Origin of the sequence: Micromonospora sp. NPDC005173, assembly GCF_040608515.1 — a bacterium.
Classification (GTDB): Bacteria; Actinomycetota; Actinomycetes; order Mycobacteriales; family Micromonosporaceae; genus Micromonospora.
Genome location: NZ_JBEXIK010000009.1, coordinates 74,918 through 86,683, shown reverse-complemented (window position 1 = coordinate 86,683; position 11,766 = coordinate 74,918). Strand labels below are relative to the sequence as shown.

Below are 11,766 nucleotides of genomic sequence, written 5' to 3'. Positions count from 1 at the left end.
GGTTGAGCGGGGTGGAGACGAGCCCACGAACAGATCTCATGCCGAGGCCACCGTCCTTCGCGCCAGGCCCTGCGGGCGGAACAGAATGACCAGGAGGAACAGGGTGTAGATCACGGAGGAGGCCAGCGAGCCACTGATGTAGACGCTGCTGGCCGCCTCGGCCATACCGAGGAGGATGCCGGCGGCCACCGTCCCCCACAGCGCGCCGCTGCCACCAATCACGACGACGATGAACGCCTTGACCGTCAACTCCAGGCCGTACAGGGGGGACACCGGCTGGAACGGGATCAGGAGCCCGCCGGCCACTGCGGCGGCGGCCGCACCCAGCGCGAAGGTCGAGCGGTACACCCGACGAACGTTGACGCCGACGAATATGGCGCCGTTGAGGCTCTCCGCACAGGCCCGCATGTAGACGCCCAGGCGGGTCCGGTAGATCAACCATGACAGAGCGAGCGCCAGGAGGAGGCTCACCGCCCCGGCCGCCAGCCGGGCGAAGCTGATCGTGACGCCGAGTGCGTTGATGGCCTCCATCGGCCAGGGGTTCCGGATGGTCTGGTATGGCTCGGGATAGAGGACCTGGAAGAGGTACTGCAGGGCGACGCCGATACTGAGCGTGATCACCAACTGCGCGTGGCCGGTCTTGTCGAGGGTCGACTCGATCAGGAAGCGCTCGACGAGATAGCCGAAGGCTGCCGCGATCGCGGCCACGAAGAGTAGAGCCACGGCATAGTCGGCCAGCGACCGAGGCGCCAGGGACAGCACCCCGTACATTCCGATCAGGACGAAGTAGCCGTGGGCGAAGTTCACCACCCGCATGACGTTGAAGATCAGGTAGAGGCCCAGTCCGATCAGGGCGTAAATCAGTCCCTGGAGCACCCCGGTGGTGGCGATCTGGAGAAGGGTCATCACCTACCTCTCCTCTCGTGTGCTGGTCGTGGATCCGAGGTATCCGTCTTCCACTAGATTGGAGGCGAGCAGCGATTCCGCGGTACCGGCCGCGATGATCTTTCCGCCGTCGAGCACATAGCCGCGAGAGGCCAGCCGCAGCGCCTGGTGGACGTTCTGCTCGATCAGCAGGACCGAGACGCCGGCAGCGTTGATGTCGCCGATTGTCCGCATGATCGTCTGCACGATGACCGGTGCCAGGCCGAGCGAGGGCTCGTCGAGGACCAGGGTTCGCGGTTGGAGCATGAGCCCTCGGGCGATGGCGAGCATGCTGCGCTCGCCCCCGCTCAGGGTTCCCGCGAACTGACCGGCCCGATCCTTCAATCGCGGAAAGAGCTCGTACATGGCCGCCAGGTCGAACGGGCCCGCTTTGGACCTCGGTTTCGCCCCGACCAGGAGGTTCTCCTGAACGGTCATTCCCGCGAACAGCGACCGTTCCTGCGGGACTAGAACGATTCCCGCCCGCACCCGGTGCCAAGGCCGCAGACCGGCAATCGCACGACCGTGGAACTCCAGCTTCCTGGCACGGGCGGGGATGACGCCGAGCAGCCCCTCGGTGAGCGTGGTCTTGCCTGCTCCGTTGGAGCCGAGCAGGCAGACGAGTTCGCCTTCACCGACCTCGAGATCGACAGATCGTACGATCTCCGACCGTCCGCGCCAGACACTGAATCCTTCGACCGACAGGGCCGTCTTCATCATGGTCCCCCGATCCGCCTATGGCCTCGGGTAGACGGTCGAGTTCGCGGCCGCATCCGCCGGGTACACCGGGACGTACTTGCCGTCCTGAATCTGGGTGACGAGACCGATTGCCCGCTCGTTCGTACCCTTGGCGTTGAATTTCACGCCGTGGCTGACGATCCAGAGCCCGTTCTTGTCGCCGTTGATGCCGGCGATGTCGACGGCCCGGAGGGCCGAGGTGATCGACTCCTTGTCGTCCGGGTTGCCGGCCGACGAGAGGGCGTCCGCCAGCACCCCGACTGACGCGTAGTAGTAGGCACCGACGCCGTCGGGTGTCTGTCCCTTGTACTTGGCCTTGTAGGCGTCCGCGTAGCCCTGTGGCGTGTGCTTGGCGCCGTCTGCTGACTTGAGCAGAGAGGTCCAGTAGTTGCCGGTGATGTCACCATCGGCGATGGCACCCACCGTCGGGATGAACTGCGCGTTGGTGTTCCCGCCCAGCACACCGACCGTCGCCTTGGGCTTCCAGCCTGATCGGGCGAGCGCCGGGTAGAAGAGGAATGCGCCCTGCGGGTTGCCTCCGAACAGGAGGATGTCGGGGTTCGCACTCTTCGCCTTGCTGATCAGCGGGGCGAAGTCCGTCGTCGCCGCCTCGTCGTAGGAGGTGGAGTTGAGCACCTTCACGCCCGGGTATTCCTTCTGCAAGGTTCGGCTCCACGCCTCCTTTGCGTCCGGGAAGGCCCCGGCGCTGGCGTAAATCAACATCGCCGTCTTCGGCGTCTCGCCCTTCTTCTCCGCGGCCCCCATCACGGCGCGGATCGATTGTGCTGCCCAGCCGTTGTCTGCAAGGACCGAGGGCGCCAGCTTAAAGACGTACTTGCGACCGGCTCCGATGATGTCGTCGGCTGCCTCCATCGGCACGATCAGGGGCACCTTCAACTGGTCGGCGGTCTGAGCTGCGGTGATGGTCACCGGGCTGGACGACGCTCCGACGATGACGTTCGCACCGCCTGATGCGAGCCGGCGCATCAGGGCGGGGACCTCCTCCGGCTTCGAGCGGTTGTCGAGCACCTCTACCGCGAGCTTGCGTCCGTTGATACCACCGGCCGCGTTGAGGTCGGCGATGCCCATCTGGAAGGAATTGACACTTTGTACGCCGTAGGGTGCGGCGATGCCGGTCAGTGCGGCGATCACGCCGACCTTGATGTCGCCGCCGCCCTCACTGCCGCCTGAGGGACCGCTTCCGCATGCGGAAAGGACGAGGCTGGCGGCTAGGGCCACGGCGATTGAGCGGCATATGGTGCGAGACCGTTGGGGTGGCTTCATTGCTGTTCCCTTCGAACCGGTGGGGACGAGTGCGGTGGGGTGATCCGGACGGAGACGGGGTGGGATTTCATCGGCCGGACCACTGCGGAGGTCGCTTTTGCCGGAAGGCTGCAGTGCCCTCCGCGCGGTCCTCGCTGAGGTAAGGGCTGGGTCCGGGATTGAGGCGTAGCGCGGTAGCGATCGGTAGGGACGACCCGAGGTGCACCATCGCCTTGTACCGCTGCAGGGTGATCGGGGCCCTGCTCACGAGGGTCGCCACCAAGGCCTGCACCGTCGCGTCGAGTTGCTCGGGCGGCGTGACCCTGTTGAGCAGCCCCATCCGGAGGCCGGTCTCAGCGTCGAACGGTTCGGCGAGGTAGAGCACCTCAAAGGCGAAGCCGGCGGGTACCAGCCGCGGAAGCATCTGGCTGCCAAAGTTGGCGCCCAGGCCCACCTTGGACTCGGGCATCAGGAACCGCGTGGTGTCTGTGGCGATGCGCAGGTCGCATGCCATCGCCAGTTCGAATCCGCCGCCGACGACCCAGCCCTCCAGCGCCGCGATCGTGGGCTTGCGACACTCCAGCACTGTTTCGTACGGATTGCGGGTGGCCTCGCGCATCGGCTCGTACGGCAGGTCCTCGGCCGTGTCCCGGGCGTGCATCTCTTTCAGGTCGGCCCCGACCGAGAATGCCCGTCCACCGGCCCCCCGCAGCACGACCGCCCGGACGTCGCGGCGCCGGTCGAGCTCGGTGAAGACCGTCGTGATGTCGCTCAGCAGGCCGCGGCTCAGGGCGTTGAGGTGGTCGGGACGGTTCAGCCGGACGAAGGCGACGCCGTCCGCGCTGACGTCGACCAGGAGATCGGGCTGGCGGTCTACCATGGGACCACCTCCCCGAGGGGAGACCCGACCTGGGTCCCCTCTGTCGAGGAGATCAAGCTCCAGAGGCTCGGCAGGCTCTTGTTCAGCGCCGCACGGCCGATGAAGATCGACCAGTCCCGGCTGGTGCCGAACTCCCCCTGCCAGCTCCACAGCCGTGTGGTGAAGGCCGGCAGCTCGTGCTCATCGGTGACGCCGATCGCGCCGAGCACCTGGTGAGCCGACCGGTTCAACTTGCGCGTGTCCTCCTTGGCGGTCACGGCCGCAGACGCGGCGGCCAGCAGTCGTTGACCGGGGTCGGCCAACACGGCGGCTCTGACCGCGAGCATCGCTCCGGCCGCAGCTTCGGCCACGTCGACCAGGTGGTGCTGCACCGCCTGGAAGGTTCGGATCGGCTTGCCGAACTGCTCGCGCGTGTCGGCGTAGGCCAGCACCATGGCGAGGACCCGCTCCATGGCGCCGGCGGCAGAGGCGGCACGCAGCAGGACTCCGCGGGCGCGCAACTCCGTGGGCGACGGCCCCGCAGACTCTGCGATCGCCGCAGAGGGTACTCGTACCCGGTCGAACAGGACGGTGTCGCGCGGCTCCCCTGCGAGGTTCTCTCCGGTCCGGACCTCGGCCGGGCGCGGCAGGAGAACCGTGCGGGCGGTGCCTTGGACATCCGCGACCGCCACCAGATGATCCGCCCTGCGCCCCCACGGGACTCGATGGAGTGTCCCGGAGATCTCTACGTCGCCGCCGGGCAGTGGCTCCGTCCGGAGGTTGTCCAGCGGATGCGCGACGGCGCTGAGGGTCAGGCCCTCCGGGCGGTCGAGGGCGGATCGGGCGAACAGCCAGGACACCAGGCCGGTGGTCTCGACTAGGGGGATCGGGATGGCGTGGCGGCCGACGCAGGTCGCGACGCCGACGATCTCCTCCAGGCCGATGTCGCCCTCGTCGAGGTCGAAGTAGGTGAACCCGCCGGCCTCCACGGCCGACCAGACGTCATCCGGCCAGGTCGCGCCCCGCTGCGCCGGACCCGAGCCGGAGCGGGTGAAGATGGAGGCGAGCGCCTGCTCGAGCATCTCGGACGTCTCCGACATCAGGTGCTCCTCGAGGTGCGGGTCAGATGCTTGGCAATGACGGTGCGGAGGACCTCGTTGGTGCCGCCGCGCAGCGTGAAGGTCGGGGCCGTCACCACGGCGTCCGCCAGCAGGGACCGCAACCCCCCGGCCGAGGGATCCAGGTCGTCCGCCACGAGTTCGCGCAGGATCTCGATGACGTCGTTCTCGAACTGCGTGCTGATGTCCTTTACGAGGGCCGCCTCGACGGCAGGGGTCTCACCCCGATCGAGGGCGCGGGCGATGGACAGCGACAGATTGCGCAGGGTCCAGTAGCGCGCGGTGACCAGTCCGATGAGACGTTCTGTCTCCTCCGACGGGCTTGTCTCGGCCAGCGCCGTGTAGACCAGTTCCAGCACCGGGACGACCGACATGAACCGATCAGGGCCTGAGCGCTCGTGTGCAAGCTCGGATGTGACCTGGCGCCACCCGTCGCCGATTTCTCCCAGCACCATGTCGTCGGGAACGAAGACGTCGTCGAAGTAGACCTCGTTGAAGTGGTGGAACCCGTTGAGCAGGCGGATCGGGCGGATGGTGACGCCGTCGGCACGCAAATCGACGATCAGCTGACTGAGCCCGGCGTGTTTTTCCTCGGCCGAGGTCCGGCAGAGGGTCACCGCGAAGTCCGCGTAGTGCGCGCCCGAGGTCCACACCTTCTGCCCGGTCACCAGCCAGCCGTCCGCCGTCCGGGTGGCCCGGGTGCGTACAGAGGCGAGGTCGGATCCACTGCCGGGTTCGCTCATGCCCAGGCAGAACCAGACCTCCCCCCGGACGATCGCCGGAAGGAAGCGCCTTTTCTGCTCCTCAGTGCCGAAGCGCAGGAGGATCTGGGCGGTCTGCCGGTCGCCGACCCAGTGGGCGCTGATCGGGGCCCCGGCGGCCAGCATCTCCTCCGCCACCACGAAGCGGTCGACGGCGCTGCGTCCCGGGCCGCCGTACTCCTTGGGCACGACCATCCCGACCCAGCCGCGACGGGCGACCTCGCGACTGAACTCGGTGTTCGCCTCCGCGTTGATGCCCAGGCCAACGGAGAAGCGGTTCTCGCGCCGCGCTGCGGCCAAGAACTCACGTACCTCGTCGCGAAGTGCGATCTCCGCCCCGGTCAACCGAGAGGCCTCGAAATCAATCATGGCTGGCCGCCTCAGCGCGGTCGGAGGCCGCCAGATGCTTGAGGCGACGGTTCTGCGTCCACAGCTGGACCCCGCGTTCCAGCTCCAAGGCGACCGGCCAGGGAAGCCGCTGATCCGAGGTCTCAAGCCGGAACGAGCGCGCGACCCGAGTGGCCAGCAGCGGGTCAGCGGCGATCCGCCCGGCCATTTCCAGCGCCGTGGCCTCCACCTCGCCGTCCGGCACGGATCGCCAAGCCAAGCCGAGGTCGCGCGCTCGGTCGCCGTCAATCTCGTCGCTGAACAACCCCATCCCGGCCGCGGCCTCACGCCCGGCCAGCCGGTTCAGGATCGTGAAGAATCCACCCCCGGGGTGGATGCCGGCGCGCAGGAAGCCGGCCAGCAGCCGCGCGCTGCAGGAGACGATCCGCAGATCGGTGGCGAGCGCCAGGTTGAGCCCCGCCCCGACGGCGGCCCCGCGCACCGCCGCGATCGTCGGCACCCGAAGCTCCCCAACCCGGACGAACGAGCCGTACATCTGGTCGGTCTCGGCGTACGCGCGGTCGCTGAGGGCGTCCTCGGCGTAGGAGTCTCGCCACGAGTTTGTGTCCGCACCCGAGCAGAACGTCCCGGCGTCGCCGCGGATCACCACCGCCCCGAAGGTTTCGTCGCCGTCGATCCGCTCGCAGCAATCCGCCAGCTGCCCGGCCATGTCCATGGTCAGCGCGTTCTTGATCGCCGGATTGGAGATGGTCACGAGCGCCACGTTGCCGTGCCGCTCAAGGGTGACCGAGGGGTTCATCGGGCTTCTCCTTCAGAGTTCTTCGGATGGAACATGCGTCGCTGCCGGCGACTGGAGCAGGAGGAAGTCCAGGGCGATCGCCTGGCCGTCCGGAGTCACCCGCAGCGGGTTGACCTCCAGGTCGCTCAGGCGCGCACCGATCGCGACCGCCAGGAGACTGATCCTGGAGATGGCCTGTGCGGCACCGGACAGATCCACCGGGGGGCTGCCGCGGAAACCTGTCAACAACGGGGCCGCGGTCAGCGAACGCACCATTTCCTCGGCCCGCTGCGGGGACACCGGCGCGAATGCCGAGACCGCGTCCCGGTAGATCTCGGTGGCGTATCCACCCAGGCCCACGGTGACGATCGGCAGGCTGCCGGTGGACCGCGTAACGCCCACGATCAGCTCGACGCCCGTCGGGGCCGTCTCCTGGACCAATACCCCCGCGGGCTGCTCGGCCTCGAAGGACGTCATCAGCTCGCGGTAGGTCCGCACCAGCTGTTCCGCAGGCACGCCCAACCGCACGCCGCCACGCTCGGACTTGTGGAGCACGCTGCTCGCCTGGATCTTCAGGACGCTCGACCCGGTGACCTGGGCGGCCAGCGCTTCCGCCTGGTCCACGGAACGCACCAGGACCGAGTCGGGCCGGGTCACCCCGGCGAGCCCGAGCAGGGTCGCACCCTCGGACTCGGTGACCACCGCACCGACCCCCGCGGCCGCCTGCTGGATCTGGTCGACCGGGAAAGTCGCTGAGGCGAAGCTGTTCTCCACTACCTTCGGATTACGGAGCGCGGCCAGCACACGGGCTGCCTGACGGGTGGAGTCGAAAACCGGCCATCCCGCCTTCGCCAGAAGGTCCCGCGCCTCGGCGGTCTGCTCGTGGGCCGCCAGCCAGACCAGAACGATGGGCTTTGCCGGGTCACGCCAGGCCTTTACGAAGGACTCGGCCATCCGAGTGGCCAGCGTCCCCGTGACGAGGGTGAGGGTGATCATCACGGCGTCGATCCCGTCCGCCTGGTAAACACGATCGCAGACGTCCACAAAGGCCGAGGGGTCGCTATCGTGGAAGATCTGGGCCGTGACGTCGACCGGGTTGTCAACGGCGCCGAAATTGGGCACGAGAGTGCCCAGCTCGGCTCGGGTCTCTTCGGGGAGGTCGTCGACCGAGAAGCCGACAGCCGAGAGCTGGTCCGCGGCAAGGCTACCGGCGCCGCCTGACGTGGTGACGACCGCGATCCGCTCGCCAGCGATCGGCGGAGAGATTGTCAGGCCATGCGCGAGCGCCATGAGGTCGTCGACGTCCTCGGCCTCGATTACCCCGAACTCGCGGACGGTCACCCTGTAGCCGGCGTCGTCGCCGACGATCGCGCCCGTGTGTGAGGCGGCGGCGCGAGCACCGGCGGGGCTGACCGCGGAGCGCAGGACGACCAGCTTCTTCCCCAGCTCGACGACCCGACGGGCGAGGTCGCGGAAGGCGTAGTCGTCCACGGCGGTTTCGAGGTACAAGGCGAGGACGCGAGTCTCGTCCTCGTCCACCAGGTAGCGGGCGAGTTCGACGGCCGTCAGGTCGGCCTGGTTACCGGTGCTCGCCCAGGCGGTGATACCGAGGCCGCGCTCGCGCGCCAAGCTGAGGATCGATCCACCGACCGCGCCGCTCTGGCCGATGTAGGCCAGCCCTCCGGTGGCGACCGGACCGGGCTCGAGGGCGGCGGTGAACGTTCCGAACATCCCTTCGCCCGTGTGGATCACGCCCTGGCAGTTGGGCCCGAGCAGTCGGACGCCCAGCTTGCGTGCGGTGTCCCGGAGCTGCGCCTGTAGCGCCTGGCCCTCCTGCATCTCCCCGAAGCCGGAGGCGAAGACAACGGCGGCGCGCGCACCGGCCGCCGCGACGGCGGGCAGTTCCTCCAGCACCCGTGCCGCCGGAATCAGCATCAACACCAGATCGACCGGGCCGGGCAATGCGGCGAGAGACGGGTAGCAGCGCATGCCGGCGAGCTCTGCGTACCCGGGGTTGACCGGGTAGAGGTCGCCGGCGAATCCGAACTGCGCCAGGTAGTGCAGGGGGCGAGCGAACGGGTTCGCCTCCCGGCCTGACGCGCCCAGGACCGCCACCGCCCGCGGGTGGAAAAGCGCATCCATGCCCGCGTGCGGTCCGTCAAGGTCGCGGGGTCGCCCGAGCGGAACTCGCATACCCCCTCCTTCTGCTGGAGCTGAAGCCTTGAAGTGTGGTAGCTCTCACAGCTAAGTTGAACTTGGCGTCGGAGTCAAGTAGTCGCCACGACGAAGTCGAGGTCTGGAGCGAAGCGATGAGATTCGGCATCAGCCATTGCAATGTCGGTGAGTTCGCCGAGCCCGGCCGGGCACGCGACCTGGCACGCTTGACCGAACAGGCCGGTTTCGAATCGCTCTGGACCGTCGAGCACGTGGTCATCCCGGAGGTCTACGAGCCTCGTTACCCCGAGACACCTGACGGGCGCTTTTGGTTCCGGCACGACCTGCCGCTCGCCGACCCACTGATCTGGATGGCCTTCGTCGCGGCCGCGACCACCCGGCTCCGTCTCGGCACCGGGATCATGATCGCCCCGCAGCGGAATCCGTTGATCACGGCGAAGGAGATCGCGACCCTCGACCGACTCAGCGGCGGCCGCATCGAGATCGGCGTCGGGTCGGGCTGGCTCCGCGAGGAATTCGAGGCCCTGGGCGCCAGCTTCGACCGGCGAGGAGCGGCCTTGGACGAGTCGATCGCCGTGATGCGTGAGCTCTGGCGTCCGGGTCCCCGCACGTACCGGGGTGAATTCTTCACCTTCGACCTGGTGCACAGCGAACCCTCACCGCACCGGGCCTCGGTGCCGATCCATATCGGCGGCTCAAGCACTGTGGCTGCGCGGCGGGCAGGTCGGACCGGCGACGGGTTCTTCCCGGGCGGCTACGACCGGGAGGCGGTGGCGTCGCTGGTCGCCTGCGCCCGCAAGGAGTTCGAGGCGTCCGGACGCGTGGGCAGCCTGGAGATTACTGCCCGCTGGACAAAGGACCCGAGCCGGCTGGGGGATCACGAGACCCTTCGGTTCATGCAGGATCTCGGCGTCGACCGGGTCCTGCTGCCCGCGCAGACCATCGCCGAGAACGGCCTGGAGCGAACCATCGCGGAACTCGGCTCCAACATCCTCCCCACCTTCGCCTGAGCCACCGGCCCAAAGGAGCGCAGAGCATGAGTACCGTCCCCACCGTTCGCGGCCCTGTTGACTCCAGCGAACTCGGCCAGACGCTGATGCACGAACACGTCTTCGTGCTCGACACCGAGGTCGAGCGCAACTACCCCGGCCGCTGGAACGAGTCGGCCCGCCGGGCCGATGCCGTCCAGAAGCTGGAGAGCGCCTACGACCACGGCATCCGAACCATCGTCGACCTCACTGTGATCGGACTTGGCCGTGACGTGGAGCGGGTCGCCGAGGTCGCCCAGCAGGTCCGGATGAACATCGTGGTCGCCACCGGCCTCTACACCTACAACGATGTCCCGATGTTCTTCAATTTCCGGGGCCCCGGGAAGCTCGTCGACGGCCCGGAGCTGCTGACCGAGTTTTTCATCAAGGACCTTACGACCGGGATCGCCGAGACGGGCATCCGCGCGGGCATCATCAAGTGCGCCACCGACCAGAGCGGCCTCACACCTGGAGTCGAACGTGTGCTCCGGGCGGTGGCTATCGCGCACCGCGAGACCGGGGCGCCCATTTCCACCCACACCCATGCCGGCACGCGGCGCGGTACCGATCAGCAGCTCGTCTTCCGGAGCGAAGGGGTGGATCTCGAACGCGTGGTGATCGGTCACTGCGGCGACACGACCGACCTTGACTACCTACGCTCCCTGATGGACGCCGGATCCTTTATCGGCATGGACCGCTTCGGCCTGGATCTGATGTTGCCGTTCGAGGCACGGGTGCAGACCGTTGCCGACCTCTGCGCGCAGGGCTACGCGGACCGTATGGTGCTGTCGCACGACGCCTCGTGCTTCACGCACAACTTCGATGTCGCCGACAAGGCCCGCCTGCTCCCGAACTGGCATTACAACCATCTCCACGAGGATGTCCTGCCCGCCCTGCTCCAGCGTGGCGTGACGCCCGAGCAGATCCATACGATGCTCGTGACCAACCCCGCCCGGATTCTCGGCTGAGCCGCCCGGCGGATGGTGCACGCGCGACTTCTTCAGGTGGTCGGATCTTGGTGAACGGAGGACCTCCGCAGTCGGCTGTGGAGCTGCCGGACAGCCGACTGCGGAGGCCTTCCCCACCCTTGCGGGCGGAACGGCTAGGAGTCGCTGGACGCAGTCCGCGGTTCGACCTCGATACCCAGCGCTTGGGCCCAGAGCCGGCTCAGCGTGAGAATGGCCGTCTCCTCGTCGTAGTCCTCGTCTAGGACCAGCCACATATAACAGAAGTTGCTGACCATCGAAATGAGCGCGGCGGCGGTGTAATCCGGCGGCAAGCTCGGCGAGACCAGGCCAGCCTCCTGGAAGCGGCGGATGCCGCGCTCGGTACGTGAGCGGAAGGACTTCCGCGTCTCCCGACGCATCTCCCGGAAGGCGGGACTGAAGCTCGCCACCTGCTCCAGGATCATCAGCAGGCCGGCCTCCTCACGGTAGGCCCGGACGTATGCCCGCGTGGCGTGCTCGATGCGTTGGTAGGGGCTAGAACCGGCGCCGGCGGGCACCCGCGACTTCGTGAACATCCGCTCGTTCACCTCATCGATGACCGCGCGGAAGATCACCTCCTTCGACTCGAAGTAGGTGTAGAAGCTCCCGTTGGCGACGCCGGCCTCTGCCGTGATGTCAGTGATCTTGGTATCCAGGAAGCCCTTGCGCGCGAAGACCACTGCGGCCGCATCGACCAGCTTGGTCATGGTCCGCCGGCCCCGCTCGGTCACCGGAGAGGCCTGCTCCGTCGTTGACATGGCCCCCCAATATCGATCGACGTTTCGGAA

General features: G+C 67.7%; 11 protein-coding genes. 2 read left to right on the top strand and 9 right to left on the bottom strand.

Features of this window, described 5'->3' with window-relative positions:
- Positions 1 to 36: 36 nt before the first annotated feature.
- The 8 genes from ABZV00_RS13435 to ABZV00_RS13400 form a co-directional block, all read right to left on the bottom strand.
- Positions 37 to 906 carry a branched-chain amino acid ABC transporter permease gene (locus ABZV00_RS13435; protein ID WP_355605581.1) on the bottom strand — a complete coding sequence of 290 codons (870 nt, stop codon included), beginning with the start codon at positions 904 to 906 and terminating at the stop codon, positions 37 to 39.
- A 3-nt stretch (positions 907 to 909) separates the two neighbouring features.
- Positions 910 to 1,644, bottom strand: a complete 735-nt coding sequence (locus tag ABZV00_RS13430; RefSeq protein WP_355605332.1) for an ABC transporter ATP-binding protein — start codon at positions 1,642 to 1,644, stop codon at positions 910 to 912.
- A 15-nt stretch (positions 1,645 to 1,659) separates the two neighbouring features.
- Positions 1,660 to 2,814 (bottom strand): ABC transporter substrate-binding protein, encoded by a 1,155-nt coding sequence (locus ABZV00_RS13425; protein WP_355605329.1) that lies wholly within the window; start codon positions 2,812 to 2,814, stop codon positions 1,660 to 1,662.
- Between the two features lie 199 nt (positions 2,815 to 3,013).
- On the bottom strand, positions 3,014 to 3,805 hold the full coding sequence (locus ABZV00_RS13420) for an enoyl-CoA hydratase/isomerase family protein (protein WP_355605326.1): 792 nt from the start codon (positions 3,803 to 3,805) through the stop codon (positions 3,014 to 3,016).
- Positions 3,799 to 4,884, bottom strand: a complete 1,086-nt coding sequence (locus ABZV00_RS13415) for an acyl-CoA dehydrogenase family protein (RefSeq protein WP_355605323.1) — start codon at positions 4,882 to 4,884, stop codon at positions 3,799 to 3,801. The genes ABZV00_RS13420 and ABZV00_RS13415 overlap by 7 nt, the downstream gene beginning before the upstream one ends.
- Positions 4,884 to 6,032: an acyl-CoA dehydrogenase family protein gene (locus tag ABZV00_RS13410; RefSeq protein ID WP_355605321.1), complete on the bottom strand. Its 1,149-nt coding sequence runs from the start codon at positions 6,030 to 6,032 to the stop codon at positions 4,884 to 4,886. The genes ABZV00_RS13415 and ABZV00_RS13410 overlap by 1 nt, the downstream gene beginning before the upstream one ends.
- Positions 6,025 to 6,810: an enoyl-CoA hydratase-related protein gene (locus tag ABZV00_RS13405; protein WP_355605318.1), complete on the bottom strand. Its 786-nt coding sequence runs from the start codon at positions 6,808 to 6,810 to the stop codon at positions 6,025 to 6,027. Before ABZV00_RS13405 ends, ABZV00_RS13410 begins: the two co-directional genes overlap by 8 nt.
- Positions 6,811 to 6,822: 12 nt before the next feature.
- Positions 6,823 to 8,931 (bottom strand): acetate--CoA ligase family protein, encoded by a 2,109-nt coding sequence (locus ABZV00_RS13400; RefSeq protein ID WP_355605578.1) that lies wholly within the window; start codon positions 8,929 to 8,931, stop codon positions 6,823 to 6,825.
- A 167-nt stretch (positions 8,932 to 9,098) separates the two neighbouring features.
- On the opposite strand from ABZV00_RS13400, the gene ABZV00_RS13395 reads away from it, so the two are divergent.
- Together ABZV00_RS13395 and ABZV00_RS13390 are read left to right on the top strand one after the other, a co-directional pair.
- On the top strand, positions 9,099 to 9,974 hold the full coding sequence (locus ABZV00_RS13395) for an LLM class F420-dependent oxidoreductase (RefSeq protein WP_355605315.1): 876 nt from the start codon (positions 9,099 to 9,101) through the stop codon (positions 9,972 to 9,974).
- Between the two features lie 26 nt (positions 9,975 to 10,000).
- Entirely contained in the window at positions 10,001 to 10,960 is a 960-nt protein-coding gene (locus ABZV00_RS13390) for a hypothetical protein (RefSeq protein ID WP_355605312.1), read from the top strand.
- 134 nt (positions 10,961 to 11,094) lie between these two features.
- Here the strand turns inward: ABZV00_RS13390 and ABZV00_RS13385 are convergent, their stop codons facing one another.
- Positions 11,095 to 11,736 (bottom strand): TetR/AcrR family transcriptional regulator, encoded by a 642-nt coding sequence (locus tag ABZV00_RS13385; protein ID WP_355605309.1) that lies wholly within the window; start codon positions 11,734 to 11,736, stop codon positions 11,095 to 11,097.
- Positions 11,737 to 11,766: the final 30 nt, after the last annotated feature.

Bases quoted from the DNA above. Each gene is read 5' to 3' on its own strand.
- ABZV00_RS13435 (WP_355605581.1), bottom strand. From the start codon at position 906: ATGACCCTTCTCCAGATCGCCACCACCGGGGTGCTCCAGGGACTGATT.
- ABZV00_RS13430 (WP_355605332.1), bottom strand. From the start codon at position 1,644: ATGATGAAGACGGCCCTGTCGGTCGAAGGATTCAGTGTCTGGCGCGGA.
- ABZV00_RS13420 (WP_355605326.1), bottom strand. From the start codon at position 3,805: ATGGTAGACCGCCAGCCCGATCTCCTGGTCGACGTCAGCGCGGACGGC.
- ABZV00_RS13415 (WP_355605323.1), bottom strand. From the start codon at position 4,884: ATGTCGGAGACGTCCGAGATGCTCGAGCAGGCGCTCGCCTCCATCTTC.
- ABZV00_RS13410 (WP_355605321.1), bottom strand. From the start codon at position 6,032: ATGATTGATTTCGAGGCCTCTCGGTTGACCGGGGCGGAGATCGCACTT.
- ABZV00_RS13405 (WP_355605318.1), bottom strand. From the start codon at position 6,810: ATGAACCCCTCGGTCACCCTTGAGCGGCACGGCAACGTGGCGCTCGTG.
- ABZV00_RS13400 (WP_355605578.1), bottom strand. From the start codon at position 8,931: ATGGATGCGCTTTTCCACCCGCGGGCGGTGGCGGTCCTGGGCGCGTCA.
- ABZV00_RS13395 (WP_355605315.1), top strand. From the start codon at position 9,099: ATGAGATTCGGCATCAGCCATTGCAATGTCGGTGAGTTCGCCGAGCCC.
- ABZV00_RS13390 (WP_355605312.1), top strand. From the start codon at position 10,001: ATGAGTACCGTCCCCACCGTTCGCGGCCCTGTTGACTCCAGCGAACTC.
- ABZV00_RS13385 (WP_355605309.1), bottom strand. From the start codon at position 11,736: ATGTCAACGACGGAGCAGGCCTCTCCGGTGACCGAGCGGGGCCGGCGG.